We start from the raw sequence: 24,335 nt of genomic DNA on the forward strand, positions 1-24,335 counted from the left end.
AAAGAGAATACGGTTTTCGTTAAGATGCTGCGGCCGCCGGTTCCGAATACCAGGATCTCCAGGCTGGAGAAGTGTGATTCCCACCAGCTTCTCGGAATATTCGAGCTCTGCCTGAAGACGGGATCCAGGCGGACGAAGTACGGCAGGCTCCCGGATGTGTGGGGGATACTCTTCTCACGGCTGTACATGTCCCCGGTGGAGCTGGTGGACGAGATGCAGGGCGGGGAGCACAGGCTTGACGGGGAGAGCGCGCGCATGCTCCGGGAGTTCATCAAAGCAGACTGTGCGGGCGGGGGCGCTTTCGTCCTGAGCGTCATCAAAAAGGGCGGAATGATCGACAGGTCGGCATTGATCATGATCGCGGACCTTGCGGACCTCGCGAGCGTAGAACATGACGGCACAACGGCGATTCACCTGCTCATGGGCGCATGCGACAGGCGGGTGCGGCCCGTGCTGATCACACGAGCGGGCAGCAGTCTGCTCTCCGGCGTGTATGATCGCAATGGCATGCCGGTCCTGTTGTCGATCTTCGGCCTTGGCGATCTCTGCACTTCCGACCTTGACGCCATAGCAAGGGTGTTCCCAAAGGACGAACTCCGGAAGGTCATGTGCAGGAACAGGATGGGAAGAAGCGCCCTCGAGGTATTTACCGAGGTTTCCGCAATGCTTGAGGGCACTTCGTCCCAGGACCGGAACACGTTCTTCACGGCCCGTGCCGTAAGGGACGCGGATATGGATGGGGCCAGGCAGGTCGACCCCCATGTCAGGATCGAGGGAGGTACAGGTCCGGAGGTAATGGCAGAAGCCAGGAAAACGAGCGGGACCGGTAACCGCAGCACCACAGGTACACCGGTGCAGCATACGAGCGTGATACCCTCCGCCCCGGATGGAGCCGGCAGGACGATGAAGATCATGATCGTCGATGACGACCAGATCATCCGGGATATTCTGCAGGTCCGGCTGAAGATCCTTGGCCATGACACCTGCCTCATGGCAGAAGACGGCGATGAGGCGGTGAGACTTGCCCGGGAGACAAAACCCGACATCATCTTCATGGATATCAGCATGCCCGGAAAAATGGACGGGATCGCGGCGGCACGGGAGATCACGTCAGAGATGAACTCGCGGATCATCTTTATCACAGGGCACAGCGATCCGGAACTCATCGACCGGGCAAAGGAGATCCGCCCCTCGGGATATATCCTCAAACCCTTCACGGAAGCGGATATCCGGATCGCACTGGCACTGCTGAAATGATCTTCCGGAAAAAATCCTCCGGATCCCGGACCTTTGGAACCCGGGAAAATAGTGGTGCATACGAAGGCCCGGGCCTGATGACCCAAAAAAACTGCGATGACCCTGATGAATCCTTGTGTGCCTCACCCCTTCGGGATTTTGGCGAGGACGAAGAAATCCGGCGGCTTTTTCCCGTGATTTTGGCCTTTTTGGTCTTTTAACAAAAAGGCAAAATACCAAAGAACGCCAAAAGAGAGCTACGCATATAATGATACCACCAGGATTTTTTGGAGCGACAATATGAGCGACAATACCTATCCCGACCAGGAGCCCCTGGGGGCAGTGACCTTTGCAGAGAACCCGGAGCCCCGGTGCCCCTGCCTGCTGCTGCTCGATACTTCGGGTTCGATGGCAGGAGAGCCGATCGCCGAGCTGAATACGGGCCTGAAAACGTTCTATAACGAACTGCAGACGGACTCCCTGGCGATCAAACGGGTCGAAGTCGCGCTCCTCTCGTTTGGCCCGGTCCGGATCATCAGCGACTTCACCACGGCCGAGTGTTTCTTCGACCCCCAGCTCGAAGCTGTAGGCGACACCCCCATGGGAGAGGCGATCCGGAAAGGAATCGAACTGATAAAAAGCCGGAAAGAGCAGTACCGGGCAAACGGCATCTCGTTCTACCGGCCCTGGATTTTCCTGATCACCGACGGGGAGCCGACCGATGAATGGAAGAGTGCAGCCGCCATGATCCGGGAAGGCGAACAGTCGAAATCCTTTGCGTTTTTCGCGATCGGTGTCAACAAGGCGGATATGAAGATCCTCAGGCAGCTCTCTGTCCGCGAGCCGGTGAAACTCCAGGGCCTGAAGTTCCGGGAGTTCTTCCAGTGGCTCTCCAACTCCATGAAGTCTGCGTCCCGGTCCAATCCCGGCGACCGGATCCTCCTCGCTCCACCCCTTGGCTGGAGTGAGATATGAGATGGAAGATCACGGGATCATCTGTCACGGGAAGATCGCATGCGGACCGCGGTGAGACCGGCCAGGACTGCCACCGGGCCGGCTGCATCCGTATAGGGGATAACGAATATTTCATCGGGCTTGTCGCCGATGGCGCGGGGAGCACGACCCACGGGGGACAGGGAGCGGAACTCGCGTGCGGGTGCATGTACGACCGCATCACCAACGCCCTTAGAGTGGACGGGGATATCTCCCGTATTGCCGACAAGGAGATCCGGGGCTTTGTCACTGCATCGCGTGACGCGATCTCGGCAGAGGCGGAGGCAACCGGAAAACGGCTGAAGGATTACGCCTGCACGCTGCTCGGGGCCGTGTCAGGCCAGGGCCATACCCTCTTCTTCCAGATCGGGGACGGGGCGATCGTTGTGAGCGCCGATGGCGGGGAGTATGATACGATCTTCTGGCCCGAGCAGGGCGAGTATGCCAATACAACCTCCTTTGTTTCGGACGAGCAGTTTCTCGAACACCTGGGTATCTGTCACCGGGATTCCACGCCCTGTGAGATCGCCATCTTCACGGACGGCCTGCAGACCCTTGCCCTCTCCTTTGCGCAGAAGAAGGCCCACCCGGGGTTCTTCCGGCCGCTTTTCGATGCGCTCCGGCAGCACCCGGACGGCGGCTTCCTGGACTTCTCCGGCCAGCTCAGCGGTTTTCTCACCCGGGACGACGTCTCGGCCCGGAGCGACGACGACAAGACACTCGTGCTCGCAGTCGTCACACAGGACTGACCATGGACCCGGTACCCGTCACCCCGTTCTACGACAGTCACGGCACAGTCGTCCGCCTCGGGAAGAAGATCGGGAGCGGCGGCGAAGGGGACGTGTACGAGCTCCTCCTGTCGCCGAAAACGACCGTTGCCAAGATCTACAGGAAGCCGCTCGATGAGAAGAAGCAGGAGAAACTGCGGCTGATGGCCCGGGGGTGCAACGAGGACTTAAAAGGCATCTCGGCCTGGCCTACCGACGTGCTCAGTACCCGCCCGGGCGGGCCGGTCGTAGGCTTCGTGATGCCGAAGATTGCCGACGCCGAGCCGATCCACAAGGTGTACGGCCCCACGCACCGGAAAGAGACCTTCCCCCACGCGGACTGGCGGTTCCTGGTCCGTGCGGCAAAGAACCTCGCGGCCGCGTTCTACGTGATCCACCAGTACGGGTACGTGATCGGTGACGTCAACGAGGGCAATATCCTGGTGAACGACCGGGCCTGCGTACGCCTGATCGACTGCGACTCGTTCCAGGTCAGGTCAAAAGAGCAGACCTACTGCTGCGAGGTCGGGGTGGCGCAGTTCACGCCGCCGGAGATCCAGAAGTCCGGGAATTTCCGGCTCGAACGGACCGCAAACCACGACAACTTCGGGCTCGCGATCCTGATCTTCCAGCTCCTCTTCCTCGGCCGCCACCCCTATGCCGGTGTCTACTCGGGGAAAGAGGATATGCCCATCGAGAAGGCGATCGCCGGGTTCCGGTTCGCGTACAGCAAACATGCCCACACCAAAGCGATTGCACCGCCGCCAAACTCCGTGGGCCTCGCGATCGTCCCAGGCGAGCTTGCCGATCTCTTCGAGCGGGCCTTTGCCGAGAGGGGGACAAGCCCCGTCGGCAGGCCCAGTGCCGGGGACTGGTGGGACCTGCTGGACCCCCTCGAGAACAAGCTCCGCCGGTGCAGCGCCGACTCGGTCCACCACTACTATGCCGGCCTCTCCTCCTGCCCGTGGTGCAGGCTGGAGGAGCAGAGCGGTGTCCTGCTCTTCCTCAGTGCCGACAGCATCACGAAGATCGACCTGAAACGGGAGGAGCAGAAGATGGACGCGGTCCGGCCCCCGGGCCCGATACCGGTCATCACCCCGGATATTTACAGCCCCCGCCCGTCCCAGCTGACCCGCGATCTCGAACGGTCGCTCGGGTTCCGGAAGGTCCGCCATATCGCAGGGGCTGCGCTTGCGGCCGGTGGCCTCCTGCTGCTCGCACTCAGCGGGTTTGATCCCGATCTCACGGCATCGCTGGAGATCCTGTCCCTCGTGATCGCTGCAATCGCTGTCTTCGCATTCCCCGGGAAGGAGGCCCGGGAGAGGAAACGGCGCAGGGCCGGCCTCGAAACAGCCGAGTACATGTGGAAGTTGTGGAACAGGAAATGGACCGAAGAGGCCGGGGAGGAGGCGTTCCAGGCCCAGCTGCGCCGGTTGCGGGAACTCCGGCAGAAGTATGAGGAGATCGACCGCCAGTACCGGAGCGGGCTTGCCGGCCTGGAGAGTTCGATGCGGGAGATGCAGCGGCAGCAGTTCCTTGCCCGGCACCGGATTGCCGCCGGTACCCCGCCCCATACCGGGGCCGCCCAGCTGGCGGTCCTGCAGTCCGCCGGTATCCTGTCTGCGGCGGACGTATCGCTCGCCCGGTTGCGGCGCATCCCCCGGCTGGACAACACGCAGGCCGGCGAGCTGGTCGCCTGGCGGGAGGGATTGGAGAAGGCGTTCCTGTTCGATCCCGGGCGGGGCGTGGACAGTGCTGACCTCCAGGAGCTCGTCCATAAGTACCAGCCGCTTATGAAGCCGGTGGAGCGGGAGCTGGTGCAGGGTATCGGCAGGCTGTCGCGGATCCAGCAGGATGTCCTTAAGAAACGGGTGATGCTCCGTCCGTCCGTAGAGAAGCGGGCGCAGGAACTTGCAAAGGCCCGGGCGGACTACCGGGCCTTTGCCGGCGGTGTGGTGGATGCAGCCTGGCGGGATATCGATGCGGTCCTCACCCGGGTCTTTGCCCGGTAAGGAGCAGGTCCATAACCGTCCTTAACGCCGGAGTGCTTTCCTCCGGGAACCGGGCGACCCTGGCGGTGCCACAGGTCAGCCGTGCTGTAAGACAGGATTATCCTGAAAAAAAAGGAGCGTCAGGCATTGCCCGCGAAGGCAAAGTCGATGTATCCCCTGAACGGGTCCGTGCCGAGCAGTTTCACCCGGATCTTCTGGCCCACCCGGAGGCCCCGCTCGCCTTCGATAACCCGGCCCTCGGCAGGCGGGGTGGAGAGGCGGACGTAACTGCCCTTCGCGGAGGCACCGGTGACGAGGCCGGTAAACGTCTTGCCGATCTGGTCTTTTAAGAGGACTGCTGCCGCCGCCTTCCGCATGAACCGCTCGGCCTTCTTGGAGGCCTTCTCCTTATCCGTCAGCCAGGCGCAGAGCTCCTCGAGCTCCTGCACGCTGTAGGGGCTGGGCCTCTTGTCGATCACGGACTTTAAGAGCCGCTGGATGACCAGGTCCACGTAGCGCCGGTTCGGGGCGGTGCCGTGGGTGTAATCGGTCACCGCGAGGGCAAAGTGCCCGATAGGGGCGGTGCCGGGCTCGAGGAGGGCGTACTCCCCGGGGCCCATCAGTTTGACGACCGTGAGCGAGAGGTCGGGGAACCGTTCGGGATCGGCAGTCCGCCGGGCAGTGAGGAATTTCGAGAGGGCCTGCACATCGGGCTGCGCCGGCAGGGTCACCCCCAGTGCAGCAGCAGTCACTACGATGCCTTCCCAGTCTTTCGGTGTCCGGACGATCCGCTCGATCCGGGGGATGCCGGCCGCGGAGAGGAAGGCCATCATCGTGCGGTTTGCCGCGACCATGAACTCCTCGATAAGGGACCGGGCCGGGTTTGCCTCGATGACTACGAGCTCCTTGACCCGGCCCTGCTCGTAGACTGCCTGTGCCTCGATCGTTTCGAGATCGAGCGCGCCCTGGCCGGTCCGCTGCTGCCGGAGCCGGACCGCCGCCTCGTTCTGGAGCCGGAGCTGCGCTTCAAGGCCGGGAACTGCCTCCACGTTCTCCGGCATGGGCCCGGTCCCTTCGAGCCAGCTGCCCACCTGCTCGTAGACCAGCTTGGCCTTGTTGGCTACGACCGCCCGGTACACGGTGCCGTACCGGATCGTGCCGTCCATAAGCACCCAGTAGTCCACGATCATCGCGGGACAGTCCTTGCCGGGGAGGAGGGAGGTGATGCCGGCCGAGAGCTTGTCAGGCAGCATGGGGAAAGTATGGACATCGAGATAGATGGAAGCCCCGTTATAGGCAGCATACTTATCGATCCGGGAGTTCTTCGGGACCCGGCTGTCGACATCCGCGATCGCGACCTGCACGTGGATCTCGCCGTTCTTCTCCTGCTCGCAGTACTCCATCTGGTCGAGGTCCCGGGAATCGATGTTGTCGATCGAGGACCAGAGAACCTCACGCAGGTCCTGTGCATCGTGCCAGGACTGTTTTTTGTCCCGGGCTTCTATCGCGTCTGCTTCCTGGAGGACGGCATTCCCGAAATTCGCCCGGAAACCGTACTTCTTCATGGCATCCCAGGCAATGGCTTCCATGTTGATGGAGGGGCTGCCGTCTCGTTGCGGGGGTCTTCTGCTCATGGCTGGTGATCACCATTCTGTCTGTCGTTCTCCCATATCTCCTGTTCGGCCTGTTCGCAGCTATCCGCACTTGGACGGGAAACTGCGGAATTTCGCTTCGTAATTTTCAAATAAACCTCCGGCAGGTTTATGGAAAGGCAGGATTAGATCTGCTTTCCGCACACGCCAATATCAGGCGCTGTCTGGAGCGGTTTGGCCGGGAGGATCAGGAATCCCGGCCCGGCTTTTTGCAGGTCTTCCTCCAGCTCTGCAGTCCGCCAGCCCGCCCCGGGAGATGGGACTGCTCAAAAGACTGCCCGGCCGGACACCCGGGGATGCGATCGATCATGATTATCCAGAAGCATGATACAATGGTACTGATACTGCATGACACCTGCAACCAGCACTCCCCGTGAGTTCGCATTTCTCGAACAGGCCGCCCGCTCGCTCGGCGCGACCGTTGCAAAAGTGATCCCCGCATCTGACGTGATCGTAGAGAACCGGGTCCCCCTCAAGTGCCGGGCCGGCTGCATAGGCTACGGGAAGAAGCTGACCTGCCCACCGTATGTCCCGACGCCGGACGAGTTCCGGAAGATCCTTGCGGAGTACCGGTACGCCCTGCTCGTGAAGTTCACTTCACCGGCAACCGCCGAACCCGATGTAATCTGCTCAATCTACAGGTACTGGCTCGACCCGGAGGCACCGGCCGATAAGAAGGAGCAGGCAACACAGTTCTGGCAGGACTATTTCACCGGCAGCAAAGACTGCGCCCCGGTGATGCTGGAACTCGAGAAGACTGCATTCAACGCGGGCTATACGCTTGCCCTTGCGTTCGTCAACGGCTCGTGCCGGCTCTGCGAGAGCTGCAACGTGAAGGCAGGGATCTGCATCCACCCGACACAGGCACGGATCCCCGAGCACGCCGTGGGCGTCAACATGAAGAAGACTGCGGAGAAGGCAGGGATGCCGATCCGGTTCCCGGTCACCGGGCACCCGGAGCCGATGGCGCTCCTGCTGATTGACTGACATGAGGATGGAACCATGACGGGAAACCTGCTGAAACCGGCCGACCGGGTGGAAGTGACCGTGCTCGTCGACAACTATATCGATCTCTTTGTACCGCAGTCGACTCCCGTGGACCGCCGGCTGCCGTTCGACCCGGCCCGCCAGCTCCTTGCCGAGCACGGCCTCTCGTGCCTGGTCCGGGTATTTGCCGGCAGGAAAGAGCACGCTGTGCTGCTTGATGCCGGGCTTTCCCGGGAGTGCATGGCCTGGAATGCCCGGCAGCTGGGCATCTCCCTTGCCGGGATAGAAGCCGTTGTCCTGAGCCACGGGCACTTCGACCACACCGGCGGGCTTGCAGAACTCTTCTCCGGGGCGGGACGGCAGGTGCCGCTCATCGCCCACCCGGACGCTTTCCTCAGGCGGAGGCTTAACAACCCAAAAGGCACGGTCGAACTCCCGCAGCTGGACGCAGTTGCGCTGAAAAAGGCCGGGGCAGACATCCTCCTGCGCAGGGAACCCTCGGCCCTCGCTCGCGGCCACCTGCTCGTGACAGGTGTTGTGGAGCGGACGACCGGGTTCGAGAAAGGGTTCCCGGACATGGAGGCGTATGCCGGTGACTGCTGGTCGCCCGACCCGATCAACGACGACCAGGCGCTCGTGGTCAACGTGCAGGGCAAAGGCCTTGTCGTGATCAGCGGCTGCGCCCATGCCGGGATCATCAACACCGTGGAGTATGCCCGGAAGATCACCGGGGTTGAGAACGTGTATGCAGTGATGGGCGGGTTCCACCTCACCGGGCCGATCTTTGCCCCGGTGATCCGGCCCACCATCGATGCGATGAAGACGATCGACCCCGCGTATGTCGTCCCGATGCACTGCACGGGCTGGGAGGCGATCAACCGGTTCATGGCAGAGATGCCGGGCCGGTCTATCCTGAATACCGTGGGGACTACGTACGTTTTATGAAAGGATCCGGATATTTTTTTTAAGAAACACCCCGGGCCCCGCTTACTCTTCCCGCCAGTCCTGCCGGTCGAGCCAGTACATGTACAGGACCGCTGTGACCGTGCAGATGGCGACAAATGCCGCCGGCATGTACCACCGTCCCGCAAGGTACCGCAGCAGGAGCGAGAGGACGATCCCGAGGGCGATCCCGATGAGGAGCATACTCGTGACGACTTTCGGGTTCGTAAAGGTGTTGTACAGTTGCGCAGTGTCCATGAATATCCGATCGGGAGTAGGACGGGGAGGGGGAAAAGGTTTTGCCGGGACGGGGCAGGGCGGTTGATCCCGGCAACGGTCCGGTGCTGCAGTCCCGGCGGGTATGAGGCGGCCCGGTGCATCGCGCCTGTCCCCGTTGTTTTTCAAAAAATGAAAATGATCCAAAGCATTATCTTGCCCGCAGGAGGAATTCCCGGCATCCCATCAAGGTGATGCTCGTGAAAACCATAACCCTCTTTTTCCTTGTGCTGGCAGTGGCCGTGATGCTGCTCATTGCCGGATGTACGCAACAGCAACAGCAGGTACAGACACCGACGGCTGCCCCGGCAGCGCCGGCACCGACAACCATGCAGCCTGCGGATACCATCGTGGCCGGCAGCAGCACGCTTGGCACCATCCTCACTGATGGCCAGGGAAAGACCCTCTATTACTTTGCAAACGATGTGCCTGCAAGCGGTGCAAGCTCCTGCACGGGGGCCTGTGCGGGGGTCTGGCCGGTCTTCTCAGCCGGTACCATACAGGTATCATCCCCGCTTAACCCGGCGGACTTCGGGTCCATCACGCGGGCCGACGGCACAAACCAGACCACCTGGCATGGCTGGCCGCTCTATTATTACCAGGCAGACACCAAGCCGGGCGATGTGAACGGCGAGAACGTGCTCAAGACCTGGTTTGTGGCCAAACCCGGCGAGAACGTCCTGATCGCCCATACCCCGGCCCTCGGCCTGTACCTCACGGATGCTTCCGGGACTACGCTCTACTACTTCACGAAGGATACCAGCGGGACCAGCGCCTGTACCGGTGCCTGCCTTGCGAAATGGCCGGCCTTCAGTGCTGCCGCGGTATCCGCCCCGTCTGCCCTGAGTCCGGCAGACTTCAGCACCGTATCCCGGGCAGACGGCGTGAACCAGACGGCATACAAGGGCATGCCGCTCTATTACTATTCCGGCGATATGAAGCCGGGCGACGTGAACGGGCAGGGGTTCAACAACCTGTGGTATGCGGCGAACGTGTCCGGTATAGTGCCGGTAGTGACGGCCGTGCCGACCATGCTACCGACAGCCGTCAAAACCCCCATCTCCTACGGTGGCGGGGGATACTGAGCGGGAAGGAATTTCTTTTTTTTACTCTCTGGAGAAAACCTCATAATCGCTGACGCTCTTTTGGGCTTTGCCTCCGCCGCTATGGCATCCCCCGGTTGCGATGACTATTGTATTACCTGCCATTTGACCCGGGGCATCGTCTCTTTGAAAAAAATGATTTCTACAGAGCACTTTTTTTGGGATTTTTGGGAAGTATGCAGGCAGCTCGTGCATAATTGCCCCGCCACGCCAGGTCCCCGACAGGGGGGAGAAGGGAAAACGAAGAGAGCCTTGGCCTCAAAAGGCAGGTCACTCGCTGTTCCTGAGGGCGTCAATGGGGTCCATGTTGGACGCCCTCCAGGCCGGGTACACCCCGGAGATGACGCAGACCGCTACACCGATACCCATGGCGGCCGGGACGTACAGGATACTTGCCGGCTGGAAGAAATATGCCGTTGTCCCCATCATCGCCTCCACTACCGTGTACCCTATAGCTATACTGCAGATCCCGCCGATACCGGCGCCGAGGAGCCCGAGGATGAATGCTTCATAGAGGAACATCCGGCGCACCTCCCCGCGTTCCGTACCGATCGAGACCAGGATACCGATCTCCTCTATCCGTTCGCTCACGGACATCATCATCACGTTGAAGATACTCACGGCTGCAACGAGCAGGGAGATCGCGCCAATTGCCATGATGAACGTGGTCACGGTGCCCAGGGCTGACGTCTCGGTCGCAAGCTGTGACGTGGCATCCCTGATCCGGATTGCCGGGGTTTTCGGATTGGTGTTGATCTTTGCGTTAATGGCCTCTTCTATATCGCCTATGTTGTCGACATCGTTCACTATGACATTCACTTGTGACCACTCGTCTTCCCCGCCGTACTGGTTGGTATACCACTGGCTGTGCACAACGATCCCGTTGTCCGTTGAGACACCGTCAGCAACGGTCCCCCGTGCATTGAGGACCCCGGCAATCCGGAGCTCGGGCTGGGATGATGATGAGAACGATCCAATCCTGATGCGGTCCCCGACCTTGAGGTTGAAATTCTCTGCAATATCTGCCCCGACCAGGACCTCGTTGACCCCGATACGGGTCGTCCCGTTGCCATACGACTGGTTGAGGGAGAGGAACCTGGAGATATCCATGGGGTCGATTCCATAGACCGAACCCCTGCCGGGGACTGAATTGATCGTGAACTGCGTGTTTGTCGAATAAATGGGGATCACGGTGCCGTTCGATCCCACGACCGAGCTGATCTTCGTGAGTTCGCTCTTGGTCACCCCGGTAGCTGCCGATGAGGGGGGCCTGGTCCCGACCGGGCCCATCCTGACAGAATCTGCTGATATGACAACGGTATTTGCGCTGGAGGAGAGCTGGTCTTTTACTTCCAGCTGCATGTTGGTGCCGAGCATTCCCATGGATGCGATGGCAACGACACCGATCACGATGCCGATGGCAGCAAGCATGGAGCGCAGGAAATTCAGCCGGACGCTCCTGACCGAGAGGTCAAAGAAAATATCCCTCATGATCCCTCCGCGGTAATCCCGACGTCAGGCCAGAAGGTACTGCGGGCATATGCAGCGGTCCCGGGACTACAGGTCACGGGGACCGGGGCTTTTCTGTCTTTGTGCGGGGTACCCGGGATTTCCCCCATCGTGGCGGGATCATGTTCACGGAAGTAGCATGAAACAGGACCGGGCGCGGTAAAGTCCCCGCTTCCCGGATGGTATGAGGTTGTCACGTTACCACGCTGGACATGAAGGATACCGGACATATCCGACCCCCTTACTGCTTCTTCAGCTTTCCCATGAGCCATTTCCGCTTTGTCCACAGGACAATGCCGATAACGATGATGATACTGCCTGCGATAAGGGGGTAGAATGAACTGATGCCGCCGCCCCTGCCGCTGGTGAGCCCCCCGAACATGCTGGTGCTGCTGCTGCGTCCTCCGCCACCATAGCCGCCCCGACCCGTTCCCCCTGTGCCGCCGTTCGCCGATGAACCGGGTGAAGGCCGTGTACTGCTGCCGGTTGCATTGCCGGACCCGGATGGTGAAAGATCGAGTGTCTTTGTGAGACTTAAGTCGTCACCTTCAGAGTCCTTCCAGCTGATGATCACCGGGACCGCGGTGAGATCGTTGCTGGTAAAGGTCACCTCGAACGTACCGGAATCGTCGGAAGCGATACTGCCAATGGCATATTCCGGGTAGATCCCTGCGCCCTGCGCAGGAGATCCAACGGTAACAACGACTCCCTCTGCATTGGAAATCCCGGCATTGGTGATGTCACCGGTAATATCGTAATTGGGGCCTGAGGTCGTGAGGACCACGTTGTTGAGAATGGGCACTGCTGCCGTTTTGTCCGCGCTAAGAGTTATCGGCAGCGTGACGTTGACGGCATGGTCATTGTCGCCATTCTGGTACGTGATGGAGAACGTGACATTTGATTCCTGGTGGGGGATGATCACGAAGTCAACATCCGATGAATCAGTACTACCCGATGTATCACTGCCGTCAAGCGATCCGAGGAGGACCTGCTGGGGGCTCACATCCACGCCGGTCCCGTCAGCAGAAACCACGATGTTTTTTACCTCGGCGCCGCGGCAGTTTTCGAGACTCAGCGTCACGTTAGCCGGTGTTGAAAGGGAAAATGACGTGGGCTTATCCGTTATCACGGCCTTGAGGGGGACCGAACTCACTTTTACCGGGATCGGGTAATGGATGGGGTTGCCTCCGAGTGCGCCGACAGTAAACAATGCGTAATCGGTCCCGTCCGGGGGATCTGCGGTAACTTCAAACGAGTAGGTCACCGTTGAGCCGGCACCGATATAGGTTGTTGTCCCCCAGTCCTCTTCCTGTGCAACATGGATCTTATTACTCAGGATCGCCGGCTCCGACAACCCGATTGCGGAGGTCCCCGCGTTTGCCAGGGTCACCGTGATCGTGCCCGATTCGTACGGGAAGAACACTCCCGGGTCCATGGTGACATTTGACACCGTGACAAGAGCCGAATTATCAACTCCCGTGCTGGTTGACGTATCGGTACTGCTTGTGGTTGAACTGGAGCTGCTGCTTGTGGTTGAACTGCTTGAGCCTGTGGCGGCACAGGCTGTTGCTACGATGAGCAACAGCAGGATTATACTGAAAATTCCAACACGTCTCTTCATGAAATCCCCTGTTTTTTTAGTACTATGCCGGCAGTGCAGCGGTTCAACGGTACATTGAACGACCCGGGCCCTGGTGGAGCAACGGGATCTGCTGAGTGAGGCACAGGGCCTGGAATCCCGCACCTGGCAGACACGGGACCGGTTCACCGGGTTCCCACGTTCAGATCCGACCCCATCGTCCCGTTTCGCGGTTACAATCTGCCATCCGTGGTCCCCGACGGTAATTCTCTTACCGGGTAGAGATGTAACATATATTTTACTTATTGTCATTTAAAGTATACCGTGCTCAAAAAAATGCTGAAGTCCCGGGAATAACGGGCAGGGTCAAAAACAGTATGAATTGCAGTATCCGGTTAAATGGTGGACCGGGTACTGGCGAGATCTTCCCCGATCTTACGGGCCAGTACCCGGAGCGGTACGGTAAGATTGAGCTTCCGTGACCTCGTGGACAATTACCGGGAAGGGTCTCCGCCATTCCGGAGGTCCCTGATCCCCGGCGCTGCCACGGGATTCTGCCTTGGCAAAAAGATTACGCCCGGGTCTTTTTCTTCCCGGGTGATACCAGCTGCAGGATAATTGTCAGGAAATTTTTTCAAAAATTGCAACGTGTTAAACAGTTTAAGTAAATTGCGCCCCATTTTTGAATATCCCGTGAGATCATGACCCGAAAAACCGTCCTGGATTGTGCACTGTGTTCTTATCAGGCCAATTGTGATACGCATAGTACGACAGGTACGTATAATCACCGTGAAGCCCCCGATCCCTGTAAATTATTACTCTACGATTCGGAGTTTTATGATACCGCACCTGGTCCGGGATTCATGTAGATTTTTATTTCTTCACCCTCAGCAGTACGGTATGTTAAAAAACCGATAAAACTAAAAAAACTTCGTTCATTCTCACTATTTCTGCGGTTCCGGGGACCTATTTTTCTTCGAAATAAAAAATGCAAACTGGACGAAGATACTTAACCAGATTAAGATTACCAGAGTATGACGGCATGTTCACACCGCTAAATTGAACGTGTGGAAAAAATCTACAATCGCTTCATCACACATTGCACCATCACGCTTTTAATGTCAGGGGGTGATCCGGAGGATTGCCCCCACATAATTCCTTCTCAACCGGCCGGAACAAACAGCTATTAAGGCCATTACCACACCGGTGTGTCTTGACACACCCGATCTCACACGAATCCCGTGGATATTCAGGAATCGCTTTTTTTCTTTAATTCATAAAAAAATCCCAGGGGATGGTCTCCCCTGCTTCGTTCAGCTCCCGGTCAATACACCGAGCACATTCCGTGCCGTTGCCGGGTCCACGATCCGGGCCAGCACGAGGCCGGCGAGCGCAAGGAAGAGCGTCCAGAAGAGCTTCCGGACATGCTCGTTTTTGCCGAACGCATCGATCGCAGCCGCTGTGTCGACCTGCATCATCCACCGGATGAGTTTTGGCAGGAAGACAAAGAGCGGCAGGAACAGGACCGCTGCACCGATCACGGCGAGCGGGAGCTCGGTCCGTGTCGCAAACCATGCGCCGGCCGGGACCGCGAGGATCCCGGCGAGGAACGCGGACATGACCGACTCCCCGAGCCAGAACCAGCTCTTCCGGTCTGCAACGCCGGCCCGCTCCTCGCCGGAGAGGTCGGCGGGATCGAAAGCGCCGGTGGCATGGAGCAGCCCGCACCGGAATGCGGTGAGGGCCCCCTGTACCGGACCGGGGATTTCGGCTGCCATGGGTAGTCCCGGGGAAAGACCGGGGGCAGGCGGGAGCCCGGCCCCGGAGCCTGAAACCTCAGGTAGGGCATTGCCTGCCATCCCCGCGATCGCTGCAGCGAAGTATCCTCCGCGGGTTCTTCCCGTGACCCGGGTCTCATGACCCTCATCATTCCCTGTCATCGCGGCTCCTCCGGGGCGATTGACAGTTCGAAGACCGGGCTCGTGGAGCCGCCGTTTGCCGGGCTGAAGTCCCGGGGCAGGCCAAGGCCGGTCCGGTTCCTCCTCGCGGTACGGATCCTGACAGTATGGATCCCCGGCGAGCGAGGGTACACCCGTAGGCCGTCTGTGTCCCGTATCTCCCGGTACGGCGGAATCTCGAACCAGTCCGGCCAGAACCGGATGCCACGCGGGATGTCGGTGCCCCGCATGAGGTCCTGGAGCCGGGTGGGCGCGAGGTTGTCATAGATCACATCGATGATCAGGTTCGCATCTTCCTGCCCGGGCTGCAGTTCCAGCTCATAGAAGACCGGGTTCCGCCGGACTTCGTCCGGCGTGAGCGGGGTGTCCTTTGTCAGCGGTTCGAGGCCGGAGAAGGTGCCCCGGTACAGGCCGGTGACGGTCGCGACCGGCCCGGGATCAGCTGCCATGGTATGCTCCCTTCATCTGTTCGTGCTCGTGCCGGAGCCTGCGGAACTCCCTGACGATCTCGTCGTACCTGCCGGTCTTCCGGTAGATCGCGAAGAGGATGGGGTAGAGCGGGAGGACGGTCCCGAGCAGGATTCCCAAAACTTCTGTTTCCATTGTGTAGTGCCTCCTGTGAGAATAGTCCGGAGGAGATCTGACGCTCCCGGGGCTTCGCCCCGCCGCGTGGGCACCCCCATATAACGATGACGACGTATTACCGGTACGGGAAAAATTTTGGATTTCCCGTTCACGGGAATCCGGTATGCGTCCTCATCGCTAAAAAGCGCCCCGTCCCCCTGTGGGGACTGGTGGCGCAATGGGGGCAATCAAATAATCCCCCGGATTTTTTCAGATCTTTTTTCCTCCTCAGGCCAGAGCCGGTACGGTGTCGGCCCAGGTATCGACCTTTGTCCGGATGTTGTCGTCCGAGTACGAGGTGAGGCTCACGCGGTCACGGCCGAACGTGACATTGTAGATCTCCCCGTTCGGGTCGTGGCACTTCACGGTTGCCGAGAACGTATCATTCGCCGCATCGTGGACCGGGGTGCCGTTGTGGGCGGTGTTCAGCGTGGCAAGACCGGCAAGGGCCGGGATGCCGGCGGTGTAACCGGCCATTGAATCGAACGAGTGCGAAGCCGTGCCGGTCTTCTTCGCGTCAGTGTCCTGGTAGACGAGCTTTGCCACATAGTCTTCCCGGGTCTTCTCCACGGGCTGGTGGGTCTTCCCGGCGCTCACATACGATACGCAGGCAAACGGGTTGCCGGCCAGGACCGACTCGACGATCGTGTTGAACGCCGTCACGTCTGCAATCGGGTTCGCAAGGGTGCGGACCGCGGTCTTTACATTGGTTTTCTGTACGAAATCTGCCATGTTTGGTTTCCTCCTTGTTTTTTGTTTTGCCGGGGATCCGCTCCGCGGATCTCCTGCGGGTTTTTCCGGGAAGGCCTGCGCAGACTTTCCCGGAGGAGAGATTTTTCCCCTGTCGCCGGGGCCCCTTTGACATACCAGTATAGGACGGGAAGGGAGATGGGCTTTGATTATTGGCAGATTTTCCGGAGGAACGGGCGGGGATACGCAGCCGGATCGGGTTGAAGTGCGATTTATTTTGCCGGATGGAAGGTACCTGGGAGGTTCCTCCGGGGTGAGATTTGCGTGCAGGAAATCCGCGGGGGTCTGGCATTCACTGGAGCTCCAGATCAGCCGCGTGGGCGAAGCCCGTTGAGCAGCCGGCTCTCCTGGAGTTTTTATGGTTCATTTCGAAAAAGGTCTGAAAGATCCTGGCAAAAAGTCCGGCAATATTTCCGGCGTACATTCTCGCAAAAAACCCCGGTCCCCTAAATCCCCCTTCCCCCGGACACCCGTCCCAAACCACGTCCCACCCCCGTTTTTCCACCTGACAGCGATCTACAGCGGCAGATTTTCGGCAGGGATATCTGACGAATTACACCAATACAAGCCCAAAACAGCCTCCCTCAAAATCAGCGACCGATATTTTTGCCACATCGGCCGAAAACGTGTACCGGGAGAGGTAATCGGAGGCTGAAATAGCCTCCGATGGCCATACCCCTCCGGGCACCGCCGGTACCAACGGGATTATTCCTCCCGCCAGGGATATCCCCGGGGGAACTTTACTCCCTTCAGGCTGTCGGTCCCGTTCCGCCGGCCGGATTTCCCGCCTGGCCCTTCTCCCGTGCTCTGCGCCGGAGGTACCGGACCGGCGCAGGCTCGCGGTCGCTGCTGCCAGCCGGCGCCAATGAGGGGCCGGGTGTGCCGGGCTTCTGATGATGAAAACCGGTGCCCGGGGATTGCCCCGGGCCGGGACCCGGCAATGGATCCGGGCCACCGGATTTCCTCCGGGACTTCCTCCAACGCGGCCGCACCGCACCGGCAAGTGCACCTTTCACGAGCGGTGCCCGGACAACTCCGAGCATGTCGAGCTCGATCAGGGATGTGCCATCGACCCGGAAGTACCGCATGGTACCCCAGGGGGACCAGAACCAGAGCTCGCGGGAGATGCCGGGAGCAAGGGTCGCGGCACTGATACGGGCGATCGGCGCAGCATGCGTTACGGCGATCTCAGCAGGGGAGCCGTGGATGCGGAGCGCTCGTTCTGCCCGGATGGCACTGGTCCCGGTCGGTCCGCTGACAAGGAAGTCAAAGCAGGAACCGGGGCGCTGCATGAGAAACATCACCTCTCCCCGCATGCGGGCAACCTGCTCCGCGGCGGCAAGGGCCCGGTCCGAACGCCGGCCCCCGCTCATCCCGCACCCCCGGTCCGTACAGCCCGCCAGCCGAATTCCTTCCTCACGGGCCGGGTTCGGATGCGGATCGTGTAATAGTGGAACTTCGATCGGCGTACATGGATCCAGTCCAGCTCATCCCCCACGACATGGATCCATTTCAGGATCACCTGCGGGATGAGCCAGAGCGGGATACTGTTCTCAGTCTCGGTCGGCTTCCGGGGCATCAGGAACACCCCGGGTTCGGAAAGACGAGAATATGCCGGTCCATCTCATCGAGCCATTTCCTGAACCACTCAAACTTTTTATTGATCCTGTCCAGGATAAGGTCAAGACGATCCACGAACCAGGAAAACACCTCGCTCTTCTTCTCCGGAATCACTTCCGGTTTTACGGCCGGGCCCACCGGATCCCGGCAGTTCTTACTGCTTGTTGTGGTATCGATGTTATCAGCTCCATCATTGTAAAACCGGGCAGAGGTTCCCCCGGCCGGCCCGTTGCCCCAAGGCGCGACAATCACTGCAGGAGAGATGTTGCAGGATGATCCCCGGGCTGCCTACCTTGCTGAATATTCCGGTTTCGTTTTTTCTCTTCACATCCATGTGCTTAGCCCGACAAACCACGAAAAATGATCCTTCGGGCGGGATCAGATCCAACACAGTTCGTCACCTGGTGGACCTGTACTTTCTTTGCGGGACAGCTCCCCCGGCTGCCCACGAAGAAACATTCGTTACGCAATATATAACGGTTCTAACGCATCCATCTACATGAAGCCCCCCGGTGTATCCGATTGAAAAAGGAATATCGATCTGTTCTGTCCCGGATTGCTTTGACGGTCCGGATTATGACTACGAGAACCTGAAACACGCTGACCCGGTAAAAGAGGAACCAGGCTGGGTAACAGAATGATGAGAATAAGAGTTTGGACAATAAGGCTGGAATCTTCCATGACGATTGTTCTTCTTCAAAAATTATCCCCACTTCTCTCGTTCCAGACTCAACAGATTCCGCTGAAAAATATTCCCGTCCATATTCCTGCAAGAAGCAACGCGATCAATAACGATCCTGCAGTTTTCTCTGCAGCGAAAAATCCCTCCAGCCCGCCAACCAGACTCAATGATACGATATAAAAAACCGAATAGATCAGGTAACCGATACCGGGAGGGCTGGTACTGGGAAGAATCCTTGAAACACCGGTCGTCAGGAGGAACGGTAATGCCCCGATAAGTATAGCACCGGTTCCGTCACGCGAATACCACCCATATACAACGGGGGAAATGATCGTGAGCAGGAGCGCAATAATCGAAACGAAACCCCATGCACCGCTGCCTGCCTGATCCCTCAGTGAGAATACCGGGATCAACCAGAGGATGACAATTACAGCGGATATTAACAGGACCGGGGAAAAATTGAGAGATTTTGGGGTTTTACGGATTTCTGATGACATGTGGAGAATTACAAGTCCAATGCCCAAGAGGAAAAAAAACTCCGGGAACAGGGGAAAAATCCTGGTATCCATAAAGAGTCGCCCCTGCCGGCAGAATCGAATCTGCCAGGAGGAGACCTGAGAAAACAAGGGAGATTTTCACCAAAAGGTCGAAAGATATCGGATATCTATAAGGACGAGAAGAACGGATTCCACCACGGCTTTCACGAACAGGGACACCTGGGCTGCCCACCCATCCAGAACAATCCCAAATAACAGGTCTTTCCGATCGAACAGGATTGCAAAGAAAGTTCCGGAAAGCAGGAGGATCAGAATCCCGGCCATCAGGAGAAGTATTCCGAATGTGCAGAGCTGCACAGGCAGGCAGGTCACCGGGGTCTTGTTTCCGGTCATTGTTTCTCTCGTTCAAGAGTATTCACCCGTTGCTCCAGGTGAAGAATGGATTGCTGGAGAGTTTCTGGTGATTTCGTTGTTTTCATTGCTTCGAGATAGAGCAACTGGCGGGCATCCAGCCAATCCCTGATCGATTCTATAAGGGCATCGATATAGAGCATGGCTGTGATCCCGGCCCAGAAAATCCACCAGCCGGTTATCATGCAATAAAAGGTCACGATCACGAATACAGCGACAGCCGCATTTCTTTTGAGATCCTTACGGCTGGATTTATGCGATTCCTGGAAATCCAGGTAGAGAAACGTGATAACGATAAGTGTCACGATGAAGAGTGCCGGGAAAAACTGGGCAAGAACAAATCCGACCAGACACACGATACAACCGGTAATCAATAATAATAACAACAATGTATTCCGTTCCATGGCCATGCAACCGTCCGGGACTCTTTTGAAAGTCCGCCGTTGAGTTTTTTTTGTGGCGTATATAATGGTTCTAACGCAATCGTCTACCTGAGATTGGATCACACGGGAGTCTGGAGCAGTAGACACTCAGGACGGCCCAGAATCTTTTTTATGATTGTCCCATGGTGCGGAGAAGTGTATCCAGGAAAAGGGGTATTGAGTGGCTATTTTTTTTATTGAAAATTCGATCAGGGATATCTTTTCGAGAATACTTCACCAACATAGAACAATATCATGCCAAATAGTACAGCGAGGAAAAATACAATCTGACCTGCTCCTGCATCGTGTCCTGCAACAAATTCGCCAACTGGGATTGAGATCAGGTAAATACACATTACCATGACGAAGTTGAAAAAAAACTGGAGGGTTTTGCTGGTTGTCATTTTCGGATCACCCCGTTTCAATTCGTTTTTTGCTGAGACCTTGTTGGGAGAACGGATGTCTGTTGCTCATTAGAGGCACTGCCCGCACACCATAGGTCAAACGGCCTGAGGACACCTCGTTCAGGATCGAGACTGAATGATTCTGTACAATCCGAAGAGATTGCCAGTTGTTCGTAATGAGATGAAATATTTCCATCCTCAATGAATGTTACAGAATAGTTACCGTCACTTCCTGCCTGTGGATGAAGTGTCAGTGCGGTAACATTACCAGGCACCACATCATAACGGCCCCGGGTCTGGATCGTATGAGAGGAATTGTATACGGAAATATCGACAGTATGGGATCTGTTCAGATCCTTATTAATAACGAAAAACCGGGAATCTTCCTGATGAGAGCAATCATAGCCTGATGTTCCGGAAAAAAATGGATTTATGATGAGTAAAATCGCCAGGACGAGTCCTGTTACCAGACAGATAATGGCAATTTTCCTCGTTACAATCATGATATGTGAGCCCCGTCTACCTGAATGCAGCAACCGTTGCCTTTGTCTGAGCAATTCTTTGGTCCGCCGTTGAGATTTTTTTGCGGTGTATATAATAGTTCCAACGCAATCATCTACCGGATTTCCGAGCTATTATCACCAGGCATTTCCGATTATGTTTACTTTGCCAAACCATAACAGGATCAAAATAAATCCCATCGTAAATATTGCCACAAACGCAGCCCTGTCTTTCGTTTTTTCATGGAATGTGAGAATACTATAAAATGTAATGATACCGAATGCGACGACAAGAAGGAGAGCTGAACAGGTAATATGGAAAACCGACGGAATCCAGAAGAACAATACCGGTAAGACAGATGCATAAATCACCGATTTCATTGTTTTTTCGAAACCCCGGTGTTCACCCGTAAATAGGACAAAACAGTGCTCGATAAGACTGACAATAAGCATCAGGAATAATCCATCAACAACAAACAGGAACAGTATCGTTAAGATCATGACTACTATTCCTGCTGGGCCCAGGAGTTCTCCCCGACCATTGACGGCCGTCGTGATGACCGTTGAAAAGAACATCAGGATCGATCCGGCTACTGTAACGAGAACGAAAGAAAGAATATCGTCTTTCAACGGCTGGTCTCTGATCTCTTCCAGGTATCCGGAAGGACTGAGGATTATTTCCCTGATTTTTTTTAATGCAATCACGTAAAACTCTCCTGAAAAAAATGATTATGGGATTCCGAAACAACCGAAGCCGGTTGCAACCCAGTCTGAGGTAGCGGAATTCCCATTTGTGGATCCGTATATGTTACAACTTATCCACGCATTTACAGAATGTTTCGGTGGCATGGCCGTGTATACAGACCAGATTACGGATGAATCAATGTATCCCGTGATACCGGTTATACGGGTTGAGTGAGTGAACTGGCACTGATCAAACCCGAGAGCCTGATAGGTGTTGGAATTATCATTGATGGCCAGGATCCGGTTACCATAATCATAGGTAAAAGTCCCATCGGTATAAAGGGACGCCCTCGAGATCCCGAGCCAGATCCAGCTGTCTGTCCTGGTGATATGGTTTGAATAAACAGTTGCGGTGCTGAATTCGGATGATCCAATACCTGCCAGCGAGATCCTGCTCAGCTCGTAACGCGTAGTATGAACTGATCTGTTATTCTGGTCCAGCGTGATTCCCGAGGAGTATACATCCACAGACTGTTCCACCTTTGAACCAATAACGGTGGAGCTTACTTTCGTTATGGTTATCGCGCCCTCTTTTTGCAGAAGAGCGTAGAAATTTCCATCATTACCAGAATAAAGAACGACCTGTTCGTTTGTTCCGTCCAGGTAACCGATGACATTCCTGACATCCTTTTGTTTTCCGGCTTTTCCCAAGAGAGTGTCAACTTCTTTTTTTGAAGAAGCATAGGTCTGCCATTTCGGACCGGCCGAAAGAGCAGGTTTTGCGATACCCAGATATGCGAACATATCGGTATCCGGTGACTGACTCGCCTGCAATGTTTTCACATCTGACGATAGTACGGGCATCTGATTTCCCGCACTTACCACCGGTACCATCGCCATCGCTGCAAGCAACAGTGCCAGCAGGATGACGCCAGATTTCATTTTTCTCATGGTTTTTTCCTCCCATTCAAACGCTTCACCCGGAAGGCATGATCCAACTCAGTTTTTTTTGAGGTGCATGGGAACATGGTTCATGCCTCCGGGCGGGACCGGGTTTTAGTGACGTGCGTGGTTTTGTAAACCCGGTCCTTTGTTTTTGTGGCTGCCCCCGGCAGGCCACGCAGGGAGATTTCATGACGGGGGATATAACGATTCTAACGCACGCCTCTACACGATTCCTGACGTGTAGATGATCGCGTTAGAAACTTTAAGTGCCGGATAACGAAACCGCAGAACCGGTATACTATGAACGTATCCCGAATCAGTATGGCAATCCTGGTCTGCGCCCTCGTGCTCATATCGGGAGTTTCTGCATTGAATGTCGACAAAAGTGCGGGGTATTCCGTGACTCCGACAGGAAACCTGTACCTGCCAGCGGTTATGTCACCCATGACCGTGGGAACTATCACCACGGGACAGACTAACTGGTATTCACTCGTGATCCCCGCAGGAAAGTCATCCCTGACCATGGACCTGAACTGGGGATATATCCCCGATTCGCTGTCGCTCACGGCCATTGCCCCGGATGGGACCCTCGGCCCGTATTACGATGCAGCCGACGGCGTGACAAACGGGAGGATCTTCCTTACGATCAGCAGGGCGGGCGGAATTGCTCCCGGGACATGGAACTTCAAGGTGTACGGGGTGAGTGTCCTGGGAACCCAGAGTTATAATTTTGTTACGTATTAAAACAAAATCATAAAACTGATATTCTGTCATGAGAAAGATTCATTGATGGAACCCTCTCAGGCGAGGGCTGTCGCCCTCTTCATCTCCATTTTTATGGTCATCGTGCCATTCGCCGCCGCAGATACCGGCGGATACAGCACGACCCCGGGCCTGACCGGTGCAGTGCCGGATGACCACCAGGATCCCGTGCCGATCTCGTTCTGGGACCTCCCGCTGCGGGAGATGCTCCTCGCAGTTGCGCTCTCGTTCTGTCCGGTACTTGTCTACCCGATCGAACTCTTCTTTTTCCTGAAGCTGCTGACGGTCCTCGGATACCGGAAAGTCGAGCAGAATGCCGTCTCGTATAACGAGAAGCGCCAGAAGATCTATGACTGCATAGCAGAACACCCTGGCCTGAATTTAAATGAACTGGAACGGCTGACCTGCGTAAAAGAAGGGACCCTGAAGTACCACATGCTGATTCTCGGGGCGAAGCAGAAGATCGTTTCCTATGGCACCGGCAGGTCCATACGGTATTTCGAGAACAACGGCCTGTACGGCGAAGTGGAAAAGAAGGTGTTCCTGTATCTCCAGAGCCGGACGACACGAAGGATCCTCGATATTCTCGCCACGAGCCCGGAAGTCGCCCGGAAGGATCTCGCGGAGAGGGTCGGCGTCGCCGGCCCGTCGATCTCCTGGCACATGAAGAAGTTGTCCGGCGACGGGATTATTACCAAGAGCAGGAAAGGGAAGGAGGCGCGGTACACGCTGTGCCCTGCGGGTGTGAATATTTTCAAACGCTATTTAAGGGAGGAGGCCGGGATGGGGACGGGGAGCGCGGGGGCCGGGAAGGAGGCAGGGGAGTAAAGGAGTGGATCGGTGTATGAAAATCATTGCCCGGGCATTTCCGGAACAACCTCAAAAAAATTATGCCCGGGACTTTTTCTTCCCGTGGACGATTAGCAGCCGCAGGATATTTGCCAGGATCTTTTTTTAGCCACTGCTTTCTCATCTTTGGTGTAATCGCCGCTTCCCTTTTGTGTATCAGGATGGTTCATCAGGCTCCCCGCCACGCCATTG

26 protein-coding genes are annotated in these 24,335 nt (G+C 57.0%); 10 read left to right on the forward strand and 16 right to left on the reverse strand.

Going from position 1 to position 24,335, the window contains the following annotated elements; translation table 11 throughout:
- Positions 1–24: 24 nt before the first annotated feature.
- From WBL42_RS08680 to WBL42_RS08695, 4 genes are all read left to right on the forward strand, one after another.
- Positions 25–1,257 (forward strand): response regulator, encoded by a 1,233-nt coding sequence (locus WBL42_RS08680; RefSeq protein ID WP_424720878.1) that lies wholly within the window; start codon positions 25–27, stop codon positions 1,255–1,257.
- Between the two features lie 279 nt (positions 1,258–1,536).
- On the forward strand, positions 1,537–2,211 hold the full coding sequence (locus WBL42_RS08685; protein WP_424720879.1) for a vWA domain-containing protein: 675 nt from the start codon (positions 1,537–1,539) through the stop codon (positions 2,209–2,211).
- A complete protein-coding gene (locus WBL42_RS08690) occupies positions 2,208–2,978 on the forward strand; it encodes a PP2C family serine/threonine-protein phosphatase (RefSeq protein WP_424720880.1) in 771 nt (256 codons plus the stop codon). The genes WBL42_RS08685 and WBL42_RS08690 overlap by 4 nt, the downstream gene beginning before the upstream one ends.
- A gap of 2 nt (positions 2,979–2,980) precedes the next feature.
- On the forward strand, positions 2,981–5,008 hold the full coding sequence (locus WBL42_RS08695; protein WP_424720881.1) for a helix-hairpin-helix domain-containing protein: 2,028 nt from the start codon (positions 2,981–2,983) through the stop codon (positions 5,006–5,008).
- A gap of 119 nt (positions 5,009–5,127) precedes the next feature.
- On the opposite strand, the gene WBL42_RS08700 is transcribed toward WBL42_RS08695, so the two are convergent.
- The gene (locus WBL42_RS08700) at positions 5,128–6,621 is read right to left on the reverse strand and encodes an RNB domain-containing ribonuclease (protein WP_424720882.1); all 1,494 of its coding nucleotides are present in this window, start codon (positions 6,619–6,621) and stop codon (positions 5,128–5,130) included.
- A 366-nt stretch (positions 6,622–6,987) separates the two neighbouring features.
- Between WBL42_RS08700 and WBL42_RS08705 the strand changes: the two genes are divergently transcribed.
- On the forward strand, positions 6,988–7,626 hold the full coding sequence (locus tag WBL42_RS08705; protein ID WP_424720883.1) for a DUF2284 domain-containing protein: 639 nt from the start codon (positions 6,988–6,990) through the stop codon (positions 7,624–7,626).
- 15 nt (positions 7,627–7,641) lie between these two features.
- Positions 7,642–8,571, forward strand: a complete 930-nt coding sequence (locus WBL42_RS08710; RefSeq protein ID WP_424720884.1) for an MBL fold metallo-hydrolase — start codon at positions 7,642–7,644, stop codon at positions 8,569–8,571.
- A gap of 42 nt (positions 8,572–8,613) precedes the next feature.
- On the opposite strand, the gene WBL42_RS08715 is transcribed toward WBL42_RS08710, so the two are convergent.
- Positions 8,614–8,826: a hypothetical protein gene (locus tag WBL42_RS08715; protein ID WP_424720885.1), complete on the reverse strand. Its 213-nt coding sequence runs from the start codon at positions 8,824–8,826 to the stop codon at positions 8,614–8,616.
- 218 nt (positions 8,827–9,044) lie between these two features.
- Here WBL42_RS08715 and WBL42_RS08720 point away from each other — a divergent pair, with 218 nt between their 5' ends.
- A complete protein-coding gene (locus WBL42_RS08720) occupies positions 9,045–9,929 on the forward strand; it encodes a hypothetical protein (RefSeq protein ID WP_424720886.1) in 885 nt (294 codons plus the stop codon).
- A gap of 288 nt (positions 9,930–10,217) precedes the next feature.
- Here WBL42_RS08720 and WBL42_RS08725 read toward each other — a convergent pair whose 3' ends face one another.
- The 9 genes from WBL42_RS08725 to WBL42_RS08765 form a co-directional block, all read right to left on the reverse strand.
- Entirely contained in the window at positions 10,218–11,438 is a 1,221-nt protein-coding gene (locus WBL42_RS08725; protein ID WP_424720887.1) for an ABC transporter permease, read from the reverse strand.
- Positions 11,439–11,697: 259 nt separating this feature from the next.
- Positions 11,698–13,077, reverse strand: coding sequence for a hypothetical protein (locus tag WBL42_RS08730; protein ID WP_424720888.1), 1,380 nt, complete (start codon positions 13,075–13,077; stop codon positions 11,698–11,700).
- A 1,271-nt stretch (positions 13,078–14,348) separates the two neighbouring features.
- A complete protein-coding gene (locus WBL42_RS08735) occupies positions 14,349–14,975 on the reverse strand; it encodes a hypothetical protein (RefSeq protein WP_424720889.1) in 627 nt (208 codons plus the stop codon).
- Positions 14,972–15,442, reverse strand: coding sequence for a hypothetical protein (locus WBL42_RS08740; protein WP_424720890.1), 471 nt, complete (start codon positions 15,440–15,442; stop codon positions 14,972–14,974). Before WBL42_RS08740 ends, WBL42_RS08735 begins: the two co-directional genes overlap by 4 nt.
- Positions 15,432–15,596 (reverse strand): hypothetical protein, encoded by a 165-nt coding sequence (locus WBL42_RS08745; protein WP_424720891.1) that lies wholly within the window; start codon positions 15,594–15,596, stop codon positions 15,432–15,434. Before WBL42_RS08745 ends, WBL42_RS08740 begins: the two co-directional genes overlap by 11 nt.
- A 249-nt stretch (positions 15,597–15,845) precedes the next feature.
- Entirely contained in the window at positions 15,846–16,349 is a 504-nt protein-coding gene (locus tag WBL42_RS08750) for a hypothetical protein (RefSeq protein ID WP_424720892.1), read from the reverse strand.
- A 767-nt stretch (positions 16,350–17,116) separates the two neighbouring features.
- Positions 17,117–17,740 carry a hypothetical protein gene (locus WBL42_RS08755; RefSeq protein WP_424720893.1) on the reverse strand — a complete coding sequence of 208 codons (624 nt, stop codon included), beginning with the start codon at positions 17,738–17,740 and terminating at the stop codon, positions 17,117–17,119.
- Complete coding sequence (locus WBL42_RS08760; RefSeq protein WP_424720894.1) at positions 17,737–17,946, reverse strand: hypothetical protein; 210 nt, start codon at positions 17,944–17,946, stop codon at positions 17,737–17,739. The genes WBL42_RS08755 and WBL42_RS08760 overlap by 4 nt, the downstream gene beginning before the upstream one ends.
- Positions 17,946–18,239: a hypothetical protein gene (locus tag WBL42_RS08765; protein WP_424720895.1), complete on the reverse strand. Its 294-nt coding sequence runs from the start codon at positions 18,237–18,239 to the stop codon at positions 17,946–17,948. The genes WBL42_RS08760 and WBL42_RS08765 overlap by 1 nt, the downstream gene beginning before the upstream one ends.
- Positions 18,240–18,666: 427 nt before the next feature.
- On the opposite strand from WBL42_RS08765, the gene WBL42_RS08770 reads away from it, so the two are divergent.
- Complete coding sequence (locus WBL42_RS08770; protein WP_424720896.1) at positions 18,667–18,849, forward strand: hypothetical protein; 183 nt, start codon at positions 18,667–18,669, stop codon at positions 18,847–18,849.
- Positions 18,850–19,304: 455 nt separating this feature from the next.
- Here the strand turns inward: WBL42_RS08770 and WBL42_RS08775 are convergent, their stop codons facing one another.
- From WBL42_RS08775 to WBL42_RS08795, 5 genes are all read right to left on the reverse strand, one after another.
- On the reverse strand, positions 19,305–19,559 hold the full coding sequence (locus WBL42_RS08775; protein WP_424720897.1) for a hypothetical protein: 255 nt from the start codon (positions 19,557–19,559) through the stop codon (positions 19,305–19,307).
- Positions 19,556–19,933: a hypothetical protein gene (locus WBL42_RS08780; RefSeq protein ID WP_424720898.1), complete on the reverse strand. Its 378-nt coding sequence runs from the start codon at positions 19,931–19,933 to the stop codon at positions 19,556–19,558. The genes WBL42_RS08775 and WBL42_RS08780 overlap by 4 nt, the downstream gene beginning before the upstream one ends.
- A gap of 275 nt (positions 19,934–20,208) precedes the next feature.
- Positions 20,209–20,403 carry a hypothetical protein gene (locus WBL42_RS08785; protein ID WP_424720899.1) on the reverse strand — a complete coding sequence of 65 codons (195 nt, stop codon included), beginning with the start codon at positions 20,401–20,403 and terminating at the stop codon, positions 20,209–20,211.
- Positions 20,404–21,041: 638 nt separating this feature from the next.
- Positions 21,042–21,608 (reverse strand): YIP1 family protein, encoded by a 567-nt coding sequence (locus tag WBL42_RS08790; RefSeq protein WP_424720900.1) that lies wholly within the window; start codon positions 21,606–21,608, stop codon positions 21,042–21,044.
- A 24-nt stretch (positions 21,609–21,632) separates the two neighbouring features.
- Positions 21,633–22,538, reverse strand: coding sequence for a hypothetical protein (locus WBL42_RS08795; protein ID WP_424720901.1), 906 nt, complete (start codon positions 22,536–22,538; stop codon positions 21,633–21,635).
- A gap of 315 nt (positions 22,539–22,853) precedes the next feature.
- On the opposite strand from WBL42_RS08795, the gene WBL42_RS08800 reads away from it, so the two are divergent.
- Together WBL42_RS08800 and WBL42_RS08805 are read left to right on the forward strand one after the other, a co-directional pair.
- Positions 22,854–23,276: a pre-peptidase C-terminal domain-containing protein gene (locus tag WBL42_RS08800; protein ID WP_424720902.1), complete on the forward strand. Its 423-nt coding sequence runs from the start codon at positions 22,854–22,856 to the stop codon at positions 23,274–23,276.
- A 45-nt stretch (positions 23,277–23,321) separates the two neighbouring features.
- A complete protein-coding gene (locus WBL42_RS08805) occupies positions 23,322–24,122 on the forward strand; it encodes a winged helix-turn-helix transcriptional regulator (protein ID WP_424720903.1) in 801 nt (266 codons plus the stop codon).
- Positions 24,123–24,335 lie beyond the last annotated feature (213 nt).

It is taken from the genome of Methanoregula sp., from assembly GCF_049686655.1.
GTDB lineage: Archaea > Halobacteriota > Methanomicrobia > Methanomicrobiales > Methanospirillaceae > Methanoregula.